This window comes from Streptomyces sp. NPDC029956, from assembly GCF_055574655.1.
The window spans coordinates 26,907-42,221 of the sequence record NZ_JBVHZJ010000037.1 but is presented as its reverse complement, the minus strand read 5'-3'; the positions used below and the strand labels follow the sequence as shown (position 1 = coordinate 42,221).

The 15,315-nt window shown below is 72.2% G+C and carries 12 protein-coding genes; 7 read left to right on the top strand and 5 right to left on the bottom strand.

The window, feature by feature from the left end; translation table 11 throughout:
- Window positions 1-139 precede the first annotated feature (139 nt).
- On the bottom strand, window positions 140-1,141 hold the full coding sequence (locus ACZ4XX_RS26410) for a sigma-70 family RNA polymerase sigma factor (RefSeq protein WP_468510352.1): 1,002 nt from the start codon (window positions 1,139-1,141) through the stop codon (window positions 140-142).
- 406 nt (window positions 1,142-1,547) lie between these two features.
- Between ACZ4XX_RS26410 and ACZ4XX_RS26405 the strand changes: the two genes are divergently transcribed.
- On the top strand, window positions 1,548-2,621 hold the full coding sequence (locus tag ACZ4XX_RS26405; RefSeq protein WP_468510351.1) for a questin oxidase family protein: 1,074 nt from the start codon (window positions 1,548-1,550) through the stop codon (window positions 2,619-2,621).
- Between the two features lie 127 nt (window positions 2,622-2,748).
- Here the strand turns inward: ACZ4XX_RS26405 and ACZ4XX_RS26400 are convergent, their stop codons facing one another.
- The gene (locus ACZ4XX_RS26400; protein ID WP_468510350.1) at window positions 2,749-3,555 is read right to left on the bottom strand and encodes a dioxygenase family protein; all 807 of its coding nucleotides are present in this window, start codon (window positions 3,553-3,555) and stop codon (window positions 2,749-2,751) included.
- 123 nt (window positions 3,556-3,678) lie between these two features.
- On the opposite strand from ACZ4XX_RS26400, the gene ACZ4XX_RS26395 reads away from it, so the two are divergent.
- Window positions 3,679-4,167, top strand: coding sequence for a MarR family winged helix-turn-helix transcriptional regulator (locus tag ACZ4XX_RS26395; protein ID WP_468510349.1), 489 nt, complete (start codon window positions 3,679-3,681; stop codon window positions 4,165-4,167).
- Window positions 4,168-4,309: 142 nt separating this feature from the next.
- Here the strand turns inward: ACZ4XX_RS26395 and ACZ4XX_RS26390 are convergent, their stop codons facing one another.
- Both ACZ4XX_RS26390 and ACZ4XX_RS26385 read right to left on the bottom strand, forming a co-directional pair.
- Window positions 4,310-5,839, bottom strand: a complete 1,530-nt coding sequence (locus ACZ4XX_RS26390) for an MFS transporter (RefSeq protein ID WP_468510348.1) — start codon at window positions 5,837-5,839, stop codon at window positions 4,310-4,312.
- Window positions 5,840-6,054: 215 nt separating this feature from the next.
- Complete coding sequence (locus ACZ4XX_RS26385) at window positions 6,055-6,720, bottom strand: TetR/AcrR family transcriptional regulator (protein WP_468510347.1); 666 nt, start codon at window positions 6,718-6,720, stop codon at window positions 6,055-6,057.
- Window positions 6,721-7,138: 418 nt separating this feature from the next.
- Here ACZ4XX_RS26385 and ACZ4XX_RS26380 point away from each other — a divergent pair, with 418 nt between their 5' ends.
- Window positions 7,139-8,410 carry a M6 family metalloprotease domain-containing protein gene (locus ACZ4XX_RS26380; RefSeq protein WP_468510346.1) on the top strand — a complete coding sequence of 424 codons (1,272 nt, stop codon included), beginning with the start codon at window positions 7,139-7,141 and terminating at the stop codon, window positions 8,408-8,410.
- On the opposite strand, the gene ACZ4XX_RS26375 is transcribed toward ACZ4XX_RS26380, so the two are convergent.
- On the bottom strand, window positions 8,397-10,109 hold the full coding sequence (locus ACZ4XX_RS26375) for a class I adenylate-forming enzyme family protein (protein WP_468510345.1): 1,713 nt from the start codon (window positions 10,107-10,109) through the stop codon (window positions 8,397-8,399). The two genes, ACZ4XX_RS26380 and ACZ4XX_RS26375, sit on opposite strands and share 14 nt — an antisense overlap.
- Window positions 10,110-10,312: 203 nt before the next feature.
- Between ACZ4XX_RS26375 and ACZ4XX_RS26370 the strand changes: the two genes are divergently transcribed.
- The 4 genes from ACZ4XX_RS26370 (at window position 10,313) to ACZ4XX_RS26355 (ending at window position 15,097) form a co-directional block, all read left to right on the top strand.
- Window positions 10,313-10,852 carry a hypothetical protein gene (locus ACZ4XX_RS26370; protein ID WP_468510344.1) on the top strand — a complete coding sequence of 180 codons (540 nt, stop codon included), beginning with the start codon at window positions 10,313-10,315 and terminating at the stop codon, window positions 10,850-10,852.
- Window positions 10,853-11,008: 156 nt separating this feature from the next.
- The gene (locus tag ACZ4XX_RS26365) at window positions 11,009-11,845 is read left to right on the top strand and encodes a DUF4097 family beta strand repeat-containing protein (protein WP_468510343.1); all 837 of its coding nucleotides are present in this window, start codon (window positions 11,009-11,011) and stop codon (window positions 11,843-11,845) included.
- A gap of 92 nt (window positions 11,846-11,937) precedes the next feature.
- Window positions 11,938-12,531, top strand: coding sequence for a GtrA domain-containing protein (locus ACZ4XX_RS26360; protein WP_468510342.1), 594 nt, complete (start codon window positions 11,938-11,940; stop codon window positions 12,529-12,531).
- 313 nt (window positions 12,532-12,844) lie between these two features.
- Window positions 12,845-15,097, top strand: a complete 2,253-nt coding sequence (locus tag ACZ4XX_RS26355; RefSeq protein ID WP_468510341.1) for an MMPL family transporter — start codon at window positions 12,845-12,847, stop codon at window positions 15,095-15,097.
- Window positions 15,098-15,315: the final 218 nt, after the last annotated feature.

Here is a 15,315-nt window from a genome sequence, read left to right as displayed (position 1 = left end):
GCCTTGGGGGGGGGAAAAACTCTGGAGAACAAAGAAGACTGGGCGCCCGCCCCGCCCCCCCCCCCCCCCCCTTGGCACCCGGGGGGGGGCCCCCCCCGCCCCCCCCCCCCCCCCCCCCGGGCCCTGGCAGTCGGCCGCCCTAGGCCACCGCGTCGAAGCCCGTGTCGTGCGCCATCTTCTTCAGTTCCAGCAGCGCGTGCTTCTCGATCTGCCGGATCCGCTCACGGGTCAGGCCGTGCTGCTTCCCGACCTCCGTCAGCGTCCGCTCGCGCCCGTCCTCGATCCCGTACCGCATGCGGATGATCGAGGCCGTCCGGTGGTCGAGCTTGTCGATGAGGTCGTCGAGCTCCTCGCTGCGCAGCAGCGTGAGCACCGACTGCTCCGGCGAGATCGCCGACGTGTCCTCCAGGAGGTCGCCGAACTGCGTCTCGCCCTGGTCGTCCACCGACATGTTCAGCGAGACCGGGTCACGCGCCCAGTCGAGGACGTCGACGACCCGCTCGGGCTTCGTGTCCAGCTCGGCCGCGATCTCCGTCGGCTCCGGTTCGCGGCCGTGCTCCCGGTTGAACTCGCGCTGCACCCGGCGGATCCGGCCGAGCTCCTCCACCAGGTGGACGGGGAGCCGGATCGTGCGGGACTGGTCGGCGATGGACCGGGTGATGGCCTGACGGATCCACCACGTGGCGTACGTGGAGAACTTGAAGCCCTTCGCGTAGTCGAACTTCTCGACCGCGCGCACCAGGCCCGCGTTCCCTTCCTGGATCAGGTCGAGCAGCGGCAGCCCGCTGCGCGGGTAGCGCCGGGCCACGGCCACCACGAGCCGCAGGTTGGACTTGATGAAGAGGTCCTTGGCACGCTCGCCCGCCTCGTAGAGCGCTTCGAGCTCTTCGCGGGACGCGCCGCCGGCCTCGGTCTCCACCTCTCCGTCGAGTATCTGCCGGGCGTAGACGCCCGCTTCGATCGTCTGGGAGAGCTCGACCTCCTTGGCGGCGTCGAGCAGGGGCGTACGCGCGATCTCGTCGAGGTACATGCCGACCAGGTCGCGGTCGGCGATCTCCCCGCCCACGGCGCGAACGCTGCTTGCCCGTGCGGCCCCGCTCTTGGCGGAGGTCTGACGACGGGCGACGGCACGGGTTGCCATGCGTGCTCCCTTGCTGAGTAGGTCGCGACACCTTTTCGGGTGCCCTGCATCCGACGGAAACAACGACTGGAATCAGGACAGAATTCCCACCCGGCACATGGATTTTCGCGATCATGCAGTATCCTGCGCGGCCGCCGCCCCTGCGGACATGCCTCCCGCACCCATGGAAGTGCAGGTCAGACCCGGCACGGGGGGTGATCCGACGCCGCTCACGGATTCCCCGACCACACCGTCGGTGAGACCGCGATCACATGCGGCGTCATCCCTCAAGACGCGTGGCCGGGCCATCGGGTTGCGCGTGGACGGGCGGAGCACTCTCGGTCTCCCGGACCAGGTCCCGGGCCGCCTCCCGGACTAGGTCCCGAGCCCGTTACGGCCCACCCCTCCCCCGCCCTAGCGTCGCCCCATGAGCGACGCATCCGGAACCGATACAGACCGCGCCGACGCCGTCCACGCAGACACGTCCGGCACCCTCGACGAAGCCCTGGAACGCCTCCACACCACGGGCCCCGAGCGCAACGGCTGGCTCACCAACCACGCCCCTATGGCCGTCGAGGCCCTGGTCCGCAACGGCCAGGCCCCGACCGTGCACCGCTGGCTGGACCACTACGCGCACAAGCTGGAGGAGCTGCCGCCCCCCTCCCGGCCGGTGACGGCCGACGGCTGGCGCGAGGCGCTCGGCGACCCGGTCCGGATCACCGACTGGACCCGCTTCTTCGGCCGCGAGCTCGACGGGCGCCCCTGGCGGGAGGTCCTCGCCGAGTGGTGGCCCCGGCTGTTGCCGGGGATCTCGGCCTCGGCGACGCATCCCGTGATCCGCACCGGTCACGCCGTACGGACCCTCCTGGCGTCCGAGGGGGCGTCGGGGGCCGGGGCGACGACCGCACCCCGCCTCGCCGAGCTCGCGCACGCCCTCGGCTACTGGGCGGCCCGCAACCAGCCGCTGCCGCCGCTCGCCGCGCTGCCCGCGGCGCCGACGGCGGCCGCCGCGCTCGACGCCGTACCGCCGGTTCCGGTGCAGGAGGGCGGGATCCGCGACCGGCTCCGGCAGCTGACGGCGTTCCCGGTCTGGGGCGCGGCCCCGGATCCCGACACCGCGAAGGTCCTGCTCACCGAGCTGGTCACGGCGGCCACGCACCGGTACGCGACGCACGGCCACGGCGAGCCGGTCATGCTGGTCCACGCGGCGACCGCGCCCAACGCGGTCCTGCGCGCCCTGCCCGCGCTCCCCCGCGAACTGTGGGCTCCGAGTCTGGCGGCGGCATGGGCGGCGGCGGCCGCGGTGACCGCCGCGTACACACCGCCGGAGCCCGTCGCGTACACGCCCACGCTCCTCACCGCCGAGGAGATCTTCGAGCGGGCGGCGACGCACGGCGACGACCACACGATCAAGTTCACCGACACGGCGCTGGACGTCGGCGACCCGCTCGCCCTGACCGCCGCGACCCGCTCGATCGAACTGAACCCGCCGCTGTTCTGACGTGGTTCCGAGGCGGTTCCGAAGCGGTTCCGAGGCCGTCCTGAGCCGGCTCGGAGGCGGCTCAGGCGAGGTCCGACGGAGGTCCGGCGGAGGTGCGACGGGGGTCGGACGGGGGTCGGCCCGTCGGCTACCCGAACTGCACCGACCGCTTGGCGAGCCCCATCCAGAAGCCGTCGATGACCGACCGCTCCGCGTCGAGGTCGCCGGCCGCGTCCGCCGCGCCCATCGTGACGAAGAGGGGGGCGAAGTGCTCCGTACGCGGGTGGGCGAGGCGCCCGGCCGGCGACTTGTGCTCGAAGTCGAGGAGCGCGTCGACGTCCTGCGCGTCGAGCGCCTCGTGCCCCCAGGCGTCGAACTCGGCCGACCAGCCCGGCACCCCACCGCCGGTGTGGCGGAGGGCGGCCAGGTTGTGGGTGAAGAAGCCGCTGCCCACGATCAGGACGCCCTCGTCGCGGAGCGGGGCGAGCCTGCGCCCGATGTCCATGAGGCGACGCGGGTCGAGGGTCGGCATGGAGATCTGGAGCACGGGGACGTCGGCGCCCGGGAACATCTCGACGAGCGGCACGTACGCGCCGTGGTCGAGGCCCCGGTCGGGGATGTCCTGCACGGGATGGCCGGGCGCGCGGAGCAGCTTGCGGACGGCCTCGGCGAGCCGGGGTGCGCCGGGGGCCGCGTACTGGACGCGGTAGTAATGCTCGGGGAAGCCCCAGAAGTCGTAGACGAGCGGGACGGTCTCGGTGGCGCCGAGGGCCAGCGGGGCCTCCTCCCAGTGGGCGGAGACCATGAGGATGGCCCTGGGGCGCGGAAGGTCCGCGGACCAGGCGGCGAGTTCTCCGGGCCAGACGGGGTCGTCGGCGAGTGGCGGGGCGCCGTGGGACAGGTAGAGGGCGGGCATCCGCGCGGGCGTGGCCTCTGTTTCCAGCGTGGCGTCCATGGCGACCACCTCCGGTTTCTCGATCGCAGCAGGTCCTTGAAACTTCAAGCGTTCTGCATGCACCGTAGACCTATGTAGTTCAACTTTCAAGAACGAGTCGTACGATTGGGCACCATGGGAGACATGACCGAACCCCGCTGGCTCACCGACGAGGAGCAGCACGTCTGGCGCGCGTACCTGCACGCCACCACGCTCCTCGAGGACCACCTCGACCGCCAGCTGCAGCGCGACGCCGGGATGCCGCACATCTACTACGGGCTCCTCGTCCAGCTCTCCCAGGCCCCGCGGCGCCGGCTGCGGATGACCGAGCTGGCCAAGAGCGCCAAGATCACCCGCTCCCGCCTCTCCCACGCCATCGCCCGCCTGGAGAAGAACGGCTGGGTACGACGCGAGAACTGCCCCTCCGACAAGCGGGGCCAGTTCGCCCGGCTCACGGACGAGGGCATGGAGGTCCTCCGGCAGAACGCCCCCGGCCATGTGACGGCGGTCCGCCAGGCCCTCTTCGATCGTCTCTCCCCCGATCAGGTGACGCAGCTCGGGGCGATCATGCGCGTCATGGCCGAGGGTCTCGAACCCTCGGACACGGACGCGGACCTGCCCTGGCTCCGCTGACGAGCAGCGGAACCAGGGCAGGAATCAGGGGGCAGGAATCGGGCGGCGTACGGGGCCGGGCCTCCGGGACCGGCCTCCGTACGACCGGGGGTCCGGGACCGGCCTCCGTGCGACCGGGGGTCCGGGACCAACCTCCGGGGTGTCAGTGCGCGATGACCGGCACCTTCAGCTCGTCCTCCGCGCCCTCGCCGGAACCGGCGACGACTCCCATGTCCGGCTTCCCGGTGTTGATCAGGGTGAAGGCGATCGCGGCCGAGACCACCAGGATGCCGACGGCCCACCAGATGGCCGCGGTGTAGCCCTCGACCATGCCCTGGAGCTGGAGCAGCTTCTGCGCGGCCGGAGTGGTCGCGCCCGCCGCGTTGTCCGTGAGGTACGCGGTGGTCGCCGAGGCGGCGATCGTGTTCAGCAGGGCCGTACCGATGGCGCCGCCGACCTGCTGCGAGGTGTTGACCATCGCGGAGGCCACACCGGCGTCCCGCGGGTCCACGCCGTGCGTGGCGAGCGACATGGCCGGCATGAACGCCGTACCCATGCCCAGGCCGAGCAGCAGCTGCGCGGGCAGGATCAGACCGGCGTACGAGGTGCCGATCTCCAGCTGGGTGAGCAGCAGCATGCCGAGACCGGCGGTCAGGAAGCCCGGGGCCATGAGCAGCCGCGGCGGGACGCGGGTCATCAGCCGCGTACCGATCTGCGTCGAGCCGATGATCATGCCCGCGATCATCGGGAGGAACGCGAAGCCCGTCATGACCGGGGAGTAGCCCTTCACGACCTGCAGGTAGTAGGTCAGGAAGAGGAACAGACCGAACATCGCGATGACGGCGAGACCCAGCGACAGGTAGACACCACCGCGGTTGCGGTCGGTCAGGACCCGCAGCGGCAGCAGCGGGGACTTCACCTTCGCCTCGGTGAGCACGAACGCGGCGAGCAGCACGGCGGAGCCGACGAACATGCCGATCGTGCCGGCGTCGCTCCAGCCCTCGGACTCGGCGCGGGTGAAGCCGTAGACGAGCGCGACCAGACCCAGGGTGGACAGGATGACGCCGGGGATGTCGAGCGTGGAGCGGTTGCGGCTGCCCGCGGGCTCACGGATGACGAGGTACGCGCCGACGGCGGCGACGATCGCGAACGGGATGTTGACGAAGAAGGTCCAGCGCCAGTTCAGGTACTCGGTGAGGAAACCGCCGAGGATCAGGCCCACGGCGCCGCCGCCACCGGCGATCGCGCCGTAGATGCCGAAGGCCTTCGCGCGCTCCTTGGCGTCGGTGAAGGTCACGGCGAGCAGCGAGAGCGCGGCGGGCGCGAGGAGCGCACCGAAGGCGCCCTGGAGCGCGCGGGCACCGAGCATCATGGCCTCGCCGGTCGCGGCGCCGCCGAGGGCGGACGCGAGGGCGAAGCCGATCAGGCCGACGACGAACGTGCGCTTACGGCCCCACAGGTCGGCGATGCGGCCGCCGAAGAGGAGCAGACCGCCGAAGGCGAGGGCATAGGCGGTGATGACCCACTGCCGGTTGCCGTCCGAGATCCCCAGGTCCTGCTGGGCGGAGGGCAGCGCGATGTTCACGATGGTCGCGTCGAGCACGACCATCAGCTGGGCGAGCGCGATGAAGACGAGGGCTTTCCAGCGGCCCGGGTCGGGGTGGGTCACGGTGTTCTCGGAGACTTTCGGCATGGGGGTAGCCACCTCTTGGCGCGTACTGGTGAGAAAAGGACGTAAAGGCAAGTCGAACGGGTGGAGCGCGGGTTACGTGGGTCGGGGCCTCCGAGGTCGGACGCTCCCGGCGGGTGCACTCACGGGGAGTGAGTTCGCGGCGAGTGCGCCCACGGCAACGGCGCTCAGGACGAGGGCGCTCTCGCGGACGCTCGCGACGCGCGCGACGAGGGCGCTCACGATGAGCAGGAGTCGCGTCTCAGGTCCTCCAGGGTCGCGGCCTTCCCGGGCAGCTCGGAGCGCGCGGGCGCCTCCAGGCCGTCGAGGAACAGCAGCAGATGACGGCGGACGAACTGGTCGAAGGACGCACAGCCCGATCCGGGCAGCGGTCGGGTCAGCTGGGAGAGCGCCACCATCAGGTCCCCGACGCCCACGTCGGTTCGCAGCCGGCCGGCCTGCTGCGCCCGCTCCACGAGCCCTTGGACGGCCTCCTCCAGGCGGTCGCGTTCGGCGATCAGGTCGGGGTGGTCCTTGTCGAAGGCGCCGTCGAGCATCGGGCACAGGGCGCCGACGCGCTCGTCGGCGGCGCCGAGGGTGAACCGGCGGAGGGCGGCGAACGTGTCGCCCTCCTCCTCGGCGGCCCGTTCGGCGACCTCCGTGACGCGGGCCATGAGCGAGAGGACGACCTCGTGGACGAGGTCGGCGCGCTCGGGGAAGTTCCGGTAGAGCGTGGCGTTCCCGACGCCGGCTCGGCGTGCGATCTCGTCGTAGGGCACCTGGGAGCCGAACTCGACGAACATCTCACGGGCCGCCGTCACGATCCGCTCGCGGTTGCGCAGGGCGTCCGCGCGGGGGCGGGGTACGCGCCGGGCGGGCGCGGAATCGGCGACGGTGCTGGTCACGCCACGACCTCCTCTGAGGGTCATTCGGGGACATCCGGGGACTCGCCCCCGGCCCATCCGGGGAGTCACCCGGCACATCCGGGGAAGCACTCCCCACTTCGCTGAACACAGTCATAAACGGGGACCGAGTCCCCGGTTATTTCCCCGCCGGCATGTGACCTGAGTCACACCATCGGCCCCGCCCGGACTCCCCCCGAATCTCCGCGATCCGGCCGGGACCGACCCCCCGGCCGACCTCCGCCCGCCCCCCGGCCCGCCCGCCGACCCGTTCCCTGGACCAGCCCCGCGGCCGGTCCACCGATCGGGCCACCCGGCGCGCGCGCCGGAAGCACTCGTCACAGAGTGATCGCACAGCGCGACCCCGCGAGTACCGGAAGGGTCCGCGCCGCCGACCTGCCCCCACCGGAGAGGCGCCCGTATGCAGCACCCCCGACGACGGATACGCAGACCCGTCGCCATGGCCGCGACCACGGCGCTCTCCCTCACGCTGCTCGCCTCCGCGAGCACCACCCTCCCCGGGCCCGCCCCGGCCTCGGCCGGCCCCGTGGCCGCCGCGCCCGACGGCGCCCAGCTGGGACCTTGCCGCATCGCCACCACGATGGGCGTGCAGATGTCGGAGGGGCTCCCCACGGCCCCCGGGTACGTGCGCTCCACGGGCCGGGTCAGGGCCCTGAACCTGATGATCGACTTCCCCGACGCCCTCGGGGACGGCACCGCCATGGGCCGCTTCCGCGAGTTCTTCCCGCAGACCGCCGAGTGGTTCCGCGTCAGCTCGTACGGGCGGCTGCACTACCAGGCCGAGGTCCCGATACCCGACTGGCTGCGCATGCCGAAGGCCTTCTCGGAGTACGGGATCGAGCGCGGCTCACCGTACGAACCGGGCTACCGCTCCCTCGTCGAGGACATCATCAAGGCGGCCGACCCGAAGGTGGACTTCAGCGCGTACGACCTGGTCAACGTCCTGGTCACGCCGAACGCCGGGCCCTCCGCCCTCGACACCGTCCTGTCCGTGACCTTCTCCGGAAACGACGACGCCCCCTATGCGGACGGCGTGCCCCTGGCCAACACGTCCTTCGTCTACAGCCGTCAGGACGACGGCTCCGGCAGCTTCGGGGAGACCGGCTACCGCGTGCTGCCGCACGAGAACGGGCATGTCTTCGGGCTGCCCGACCTGTACACGTCGGACGGCGGGGGGACCGTCGGGCACTGGGACATCATGTCCGAGGACTGGGGTGCCAACAACGACCTGCTCGGCTGGCACAAGTGGAAGCTGGGCTGGCTCGACAACGACCAGATCGGCTGCGCGTCGAGCCCCGGCACCGCCGACTACACGCTCACCCCGCTGGCCGTCGCCGGCGGCCCCAAGCTCGCGTTCGTCCCGCTCTCCGAGACGTCGGGGTACGCGGTCGAGGTCCGCAGCAAGGACGGCAACGACGAGGCGGTCTGCGAGCACGGGGTCCTCGTCTACCGCGTGGAGTCCGACGTGGACACCGGCCACGGCCCGGTGACCGTCTCCGACAGCGAGCACGCGAGCGGCGGCTGCACCCGACGCGCCAACGTCCACGCGGAACTGTCGGACGCGCCGTACCGCCCCGGAGAGACGTTCACGGACCGGGCCAACGGCATACGGATCAGCGTGCTGGACGAGGACACGAGCGGTACGTACCGGGTACGGATCAGCCGCGACTGAGCAGTTCGCCCCGCAACTCCCGCTTGAGGAGCTTCCCGGTCGGGTTCCGGGGCAGTTCCTCCTCGCGCACGAGGACGTGGACGGGCACCTTGAAGGCGGCGAGGCGCGCACCCACGTGCGTGCGCAGCTCGTCGGCCTCGACGGCGGCGCCGGGCCGCAGCCGGACGACGGCCGCGACCTCCTCGCCCAGGAGCGGGTGCGGCACGCCGAGGACGGCGGCGTCGACGACGTCCGGGTGCTGCTGCAGCACGTCCTCGACCTCGACGCAGTACACGTTCTCGCCGCCCCTGACGACCATGTCGGTGAGCCGGTCGACGATGGTGACCCGCCCGTCCGCGTCCATGCGCGCGAGGTCCCCGGTCCGGAACCAGCCGTCCTCGGAGAACGCCGCGCGGGTCGCCTCGTCGTCGCCCCAGTAGCCGCGGACGAGGGACTGCCCGCGCAGCCACAGCTCGCCGACACCGTCGGCGTCGGGCCGGTCGATCCGGACCTCGGTGACGGGCGTGGGCCGGCCGACGCTGCCGGGGTGGGCGCGGTACTCGGCGCCGACGTTGGACAGGACCCCGCCGCTGGTCTCGGTGAGCCCGTAGCCGTTGCGGGGCTCGAGCCGCTCCCCGTACCCGGCGGTGATGCCGTCGACGATGCCGGGCGGGGCGGCGGCGCCGCCGGTGCTGAGCAGGGTGAGGCTGTCGAGCGGATCGCCGGTGGTGCGCGCGAGGTCGAGCAGCTGGAGAGCGGTGGTGGGGACGCCCGCGTAATGGGTGACGCGGTGCTCCCGGATCAGTTCGAGGGCCCGGCCGGCGTCCCACCTCCGCATCATGACGAGGGTGCCGCCGGCCGCCATCACCCCGTAGAAGGAGGTGAACGCGGCCACGTGGAAGAAGGGGAACGTGGTCAGCGACACGGGTACGGGCCCCGTCCCGGGCACGTCCCCGCGCGCGAGGGCCGCCGCGGCGGCGAAGTACCGCGGGTTCATGGCGGCGCCGGCCTGGGCGAGGTGGGTGGCGACGGCACCCTTGGGGCGCCCGGTGGTGCCGGAGGTGTAGACGATGGTGGCGTCGTGCTCGGGCAGGACGTCCACGAGGGGCGGCCCGAGGTACGGATCGGCGTCGGGGACGTACGGCACGAAGCCGGTCGGTACGGGGGCTGCCGCTACGGGGGCACCGTCACCCTCCGAGTCCGCCCGGTCCGCCCCGTTCTCCAGGTCCTCCAGGTCCGGCCGGTCCTCGCCGCTCTCCCCGTGGAAGACGATGCCGGGCACGTGGTTCCGGGCGGCCCACTCCCGTACCCGCCCGACCCGCTCCCCGTCGACGAGCAGCACCGCGGGGGCGCAGTCGTCGAGGGCGTACGTGAACTCGTCCTCGGTCCACCAGGCGTTGAGCGGTACGGCGACGAGCCCGGCGAGCTGGGCGGCCCAGAAGGCGACCTGCCACTCGGGGTGGTTCCGCATGGCGATCACGGCCCGGTCCCCCGGCGTCAGCCCGTACTCCCCGACGAGCCGCCGGGCCAGCCCGCAGGCGGCGTCGAAGAACTCGCGGTAGGTCGTCCGCCCTTCCTCGGACACCAGGAACACCCGGTCGTCGTAGCCCCAGACGACCTCGACGAACTCCCGCAGCGTGCGGGGCCCGGAGGCGTACACCCCGTCCTCGACGGCGAAGGGAGCCCCGTCCGCAGTGAGCCGCTCGTCTCCACCTGGCATCGCCACCGCACAACCCCCTGAGCATCCGCTCGTCGTCCCAGCGCGGCGACGCTATGCGCACCCCCGAACCGGGTCAACCCGACGGGGGCGCGAGGGCCGAGAGCTGCCGTCATGGCGCCAACCCGGCAACACTCTGGCGCAGCATGGCGCATCATGGCGCCAGATGACTTGCAATGGCGCCACGATGGTGCCACTATTACGTCATGGACCTCACCCCGTACGTGGACAATCTCCGCCATGAGCTCGGCGTGGCCGCCCAGGCGGGCGGCGACGAAGCCCGCGCCCTGGCGGACCGACTCACCGGACAGCTCGAGTCGGCCGCCCGGCTGACCCTCCTCAACGCCCTGTCCGACGCGATGGACGAGATCACCCGCGACCTCGCGCCCGGCTCGGTCGATCTGCGGCTGCGCGGACTGAATCCCGAGTTCGTGGTGACCGCGCCGCCGGCCGCCGACCTCTTCGAGGAGGCCGAGGCCGCACTGCCTGCCCCGCCGCCCCCGGTCACGGCCCCCGTGGAGGGCGAGGACGGCGCCACCTCCCGTATCAACTTCCGTCCGCCGGCCCAGCTCAAGATCCGGGTCGAGGAGGCCGCGAGCCGCGAGGGACTCTCGGTCAACGCCTGGCTCGTCCGGGCCGTGGCCGCGGCCCTCGAACCGGGCGGCACGGCGGGGCGGACCACCCGCAAGGGCACGACGGGCGTGGGCCCCGCCGTCGGCCAGGGCTTCACCGGCTGGGTCCGCTAGCCACCGGCCCGCACGTCCCGGCACTCGGGCACCCGGGGACCACCGGGGCCTCACCGAAGCGGGCCGGCCCACAGCACCGGGCCCGCGCCCCTCACTGCCGCACCGAGGCACATCACCCCAGCACCTACCTCTCCTCAGTCAAAGGACGGCACAGCCATGCCTACGTTCGAAACCCCCGCGCCCCTCTCCGCCACCATCGAGATCGAGATCGGGCGGGCCCGGATCATCGCGGGCAAGCGCACCGACACCGTCGTCGAAGTGACGCCGAGCGACCCCGGCGACAAGCTCGACGTCCAGGCCGCCGCCGACACCAACGTGACCTGCGCGGGTGGAAAGCTGCTGGTCAAGGGCCCCAAGAAGCGCTCGCTCTTCGGAAAGATCGGCGCGGTCGACGTGACCGTCGAACTGCCCGCCGGCTCGGACCTGACCTGCAGGACGGGCCTCGGCGAGCTGGTCGGCGAGGGCCTGTTCGGGAACTGCCGCCTCACCACCGCCGCCGGAGACATCCAGCTGGACGAGGCCGCGGCCGTACGGCTGAAGACCTCGCACGGCGACATCCTCGTCGACAGCACCACCGGCGAGACCGAGATCCACGGCTCGGGCCGGGTGCGGATCGGCCGGATCGACGGATCGGCGACGATCCGGAACCTCAACGGCGAGACCACGGTCGGCGAGATCACCGGCGAGCTGCAGGTGAACTCGTCCAACGGACCCATCGGCGTGGGCCGTACGGGGTCCTCGGTCACCGCCAAGACCGCGAGCGGCGCCATCCGCCTCGGCGAGGTCGTCCGCGGCCGGATCACGCTCGAATCCGCCGCCGGGGGCCTCGAGATCGGCATCGCCGAGGGGACCGCGGCCTGGCTCGACGTACGGTCCGCGGCCGGCCGCGTACGCAACGAGATGGGCGCGGTGGACGGCCCGGGCCAGTCCGAGGAGACGGTCGAGGTCCGCGGCCGCACGAGCGTCGGCGACATCGTCATCCGCCGCGCGTAGCCGCCCGAGCAACGCAGAAGTCCAGGACACGCAGAAGCCCGAGAAACGCAGGCGCCCGAGAAGACGACGAACCGAGGGAGGACGGAACCCCGATGGAACGCACATCACAGCCCGGCACCACCGGCACTCCCGGCACTCCCGGCACTCCCGGCGCTCCCGGCACCACCGGCACTCCCGGCGCTCCCGGCGCTCCCGGCGCCTTAGTCTCCTTCGTTCGCTTCGTGATATTCGGCGGCGGAGTCGGCCTCGCGTCCAGCGCGGCCGTCGCCCTGCTCACCGCCCTCCTGCCGTTCGCCCTGGCCAACGCGCTGGTCACCGTCGTCTCGACGATCCTCGCGACCGAGCTGCACGCCCGCTTCACCTTCGCGTCCGGGCTCCGGCCCGCCGCCCGGCGGGGCCTGCTGCGCTGCGGCCTCCGCCACCACCTGCAGTCCGCCGGAACGGCCGCCGCCGCCTTCTCCGTGACCACCCTCGCGATGCTCGTCCTGCACGCGATCGAGAGCACGCCCGGTCTCGCCGTCGAGCAGACCGTGTACCTCTCCGCCTCGGCCCTCGCGGGCATCGGCCGCTTCCTGGCTCTGCGCCTGTACGTGTTCGCCACGGCCCGCAAGCAGCCCGTACCGGTCACCACCCTCGACCTCCACCGGTTCACGACGCGCCGCGAGTTGCTCACCACCGCGTCCTGACCCGACCGTGCAGGGCGGCGATCCTCGCCCCGCACCACAAGCGCCCCACGCGCACCGCCCGCCCCGCAGCTCACGTGGCCCGCGGCGTCCGCGGCCCCTCTCTCGCACGGCGCACCCAGCCCGTACCGCCTGCGCACCGTCCCCGTACCACCGCCCCGCGCTGCCATGGCGCCATGGCGCCATGCCGCGCCGCCCCACCGGCCACGCACCACCGGCCCCACCGGCCCACCGGGCCCGGCCCACCGGCCTTCGCATCCCCGCATTCCCACACCCCCGCCCGCCCGACCGCCGACCACCCGACGGGAGCCCCACCGTGGCTACGTTCCTCTCCAAACTGGGCCGCCTCGCCTTTCGCCGCAAAGGGGTGACGCTGCTGCTCTGGCTGCTGGCCTTCGTCGGCATGGGCGTCGCCGCCTCGTCCGCGCCGACGCCGCCCGCCGACACGTTCTCGATGCCGGGCACCGAGTCGCAGGAGGCCTTCGACCTGCTGACCGAGAAGTTCCCCGACGCGAGCGTCGACGGCGCCACCGCCCGGGTCGTCGTCCGCGCCCCCGAGGGAACGGAGATCACGACGCCCTCGACGCGTACGGAGGTCGAGCGTCTCGTCAGCGAGCTGGGGACGTCGTCCCCGCAGGTGGTGGGCGTCGCCGACCCGTACAGGTCCCCCACCGTCGGCATCAGCGAGGACGGGACGACCGCCTACCTGGTGGTGACGTACAAGGTCCCCGCGCCGGAGGTCGACGACACGGCGCACGACGCCCTCGACGCGGCCACCGAGCAGGCCCGCGAGGCGGGTCTCACCGTCGAGGCCGGCGGTGACGCCGTGAAGATCGAGCAGGCCATGGGCGGCACCGGCGAGCAGATCGGCATCCTGGTCTCCGCGTTCGTCCTCGTCCTGACCTTCGGCTCGATGATCGCGGCCGGAATGCCGCTGATCACCGCACTGATCGGGGTGGGCATCGGCATCTCGGGCATCACCGCCCTCGGCTCCACCTTCGGCCTCTCCGGCACCACGTCGACCCTCGCGATGATGATCGGCCTCGCGGTCGGTATCGACTACGCGCTGTTCATCGTGTCCCGTTTCCGCGCCGAGCGGGCCGAGGGACGTACCCCCGAGGAGGCCGCGGGGCGGGCCGTCGGCACCGCCGGCTCGGCCGTCGTCTTCGCCGGTCTCACCGTCATCGTCGCCCTCGCCGGGCTCGCCGTCGTCGACATCCCGATGCTCACCGAGATGGGCCTCGCCGCGGCCGGAACCGTCGCCGTCGCCGTACTCGTCGCGATCACGCTGGTCCCCGCCCTCCTCGGCCTCGCGCCGGTCAAGGTGATGGCCCGCAAGGGGCGCCTGCGTTACGCCGTGAAGCCGCTGTCGGAGCGTCAGCGACGCAGGGCCGCCCGGCACGAGGCGAAGCTCGCCCGGAGGACGAAGCCCCACCTGGGCACCCGCTGGGCCCGTCATGTCCTGCGCCACCCCGTGGTCGTACTGCTCGTCGGCGTGATCGGCCTCGGCACCATCGCCGTACCGGCCGCGAGCCTGGAGCTCGGCCTGCCGGGCGAGGGCCAGATGTCGACGCAGACGACCCAGCGCAAGGCGTACGACCTGCTCTCGGAGTCCTTCGGGCCCGGCTTCAACGGCCCGTTGACGGTCACCGTGCAGAACACGTCGGCCAAGGCCGCCGGCAACGAGATCGGCAAGGCCCTCGCGAGGACGCCCGGCGTGGCCTCGGTCTCGCCGGCCACCGCCAACCCGGCGGGCGACACCGCGATCCTCACCGTCGTCCCCACCACCGGCCCGACCGAGAAGAGGACCGAGGAGCTGGTCCACGCACTCCGCGACACCGCCGACGACCTGGAGCGGAACACCGCGTCGCGGATCCTGGTCACCGGCCAGACGGCGATGTTCATCGACTTCTCGCAGACCCTCGACGACGCGCTCCTGCCCTATCTGGCCCTGGTCGTGGGTCTCGCCTTCCTCCTCCTGATGGTGGTCTTCCGCTCCGTCCTGGTCCCGCTCAAGGCGGCCCTCGGGTTCCTGCTCTCGGTGGCCGCGGCGCTCGGCGCGGTCGTGGCGGTCTTCCAGTGGGGCTGGCTGGCCGACGTCTTCGGCATCGACGCACCGGGCCCGATCATGAGCACGATGCCGATCTTCATGATCGGCGTGGTCTTCGGCCTCGCGATGGACTACGAGGTCTTCCTGGTCAGCCGCATGCGTGAGTCGTACGTCCACGGTGCCCGCCCGGGCGAGGCGATCGTCGACGGCTTCCGCCACGGCGGCCGGGTGGTCGGCGCGGCCGCGGTCATCATGATGAGCGTCTTCTCCGGCTTCATCGTGGAGGACAACGACTTCGTGAAGATGATCGGCTTCGCCCTCGCGATCGCGGTCCTCTTCGACGCCTTCGTGGTCCGGATGGCGATCGTGCCGGCGCTCTTCGCCCTGCTGGGCAGGTCCGCCTGGTGGCTGCCGGCGTGGCTGGACCGAATCCTGCCCCGGGTGGACGTGGAGGGCGAGAAGCTCGCCGGAACGCAGCCGGCGCCACGCTCGCCGCGGGAGGACACCCTGATCGGCTGAGCACCGCGTACATCCGCCCACCCGTGACCCCACATCAGGCGCCCCATGGCACCGGCCCACCCAGGCCGGCGCCATGGGGCGCCTTTCCGCTGAGCGGCCCAGGAGCGACGAAGACGCAGGTCAGAGAAGGGCGGCGCCACATGGCGACAGACAGACCCAAGAGTGGCGCCATGATGACTCGACATGGCGCCATGGCTGTGCCACGATGATGGCGCAAG

What these genes read in the sequence shown, in the direction of transcription:
- ACZ4XX_RS26410 (WP_468510352.1), bottom strand. Translation starts at nt 1,141, where the DNA reads ATGGCAACCCGTGCCGTCGCCCGTCGTCAGACCTCCGCCAAGAGCGGG.
- ACZ4XX_RS26405 (WP_468510351.1), top strand. Translation starts at nt 1,548, where the DNA reads ATGAGCGACGCATCCGGAACCGATACAGACCGCGCCGACGCCGTCCAC.
- ACZ4XX_RS26400 (WP_468510350.1), bottom strand. Translation starts at nt 3,555, where the DNA reads ATGGACGCCACGCTGGAAACAGAGGCCACGCCCGCGCGGATGCCCGCC.
- ACZ4XX_RS26395 (WP_468510349.1), top strand. Translation starts at nt 3,679, where the DNA reads ATGACCGAACCCCGCTGGCTCACCGACGAGGAGCAGCACGTCTGGCGC.
- ACZ4XX_RS26390 (WP_468510348.1), bottom strand. Translation starts at nt 5,839, where the DNA reads ATGCCGAAAGTCTCCGAGAACACCGTGACCCACCCCGACCCGGGCCGC.
- ACZ4XX_RS26380 (WP_468510346.1), top strand. Translation starts at nt 7,139, where the DNA reads ATGCAGCACCCCCGACGACGGATACGCAGACCCGTCGCCATGGCCGCG.
- ACZ4XX_RS26375 (WP_468510345.1), bottom strand. Translation starts at nt 10,109, where the DNA reads ATGCCAGGTGGAGACGAGCGGCTCACTGCGGACGGGGCTCCCTTCGCC.
- ACZ4XX_RS26370 (WP_468510344.1), top strand. Translation starts at nt 10,313, where the DNA reads ATGGACCTCACCCCGTACGTGGACAATCTCCGCCATGAGCTCGGCGTG.
- ACZ4XX_RS26365 (WP_468510343.1), top strand. Translation starts at nt 11,009, where the DNA reads ATGCCTACGTTCGAAACCCCCGCGCCCCTCTCCGCCACCATCGAGATC.
- ACZ4XX_RS26360 (WP_468510342.1), top strand. Translation starts at nt 11,938, where the DNA reads ATGGAACGCACATCACAGCCCGGCACCACCGGCACTCCCGGCACTCCC.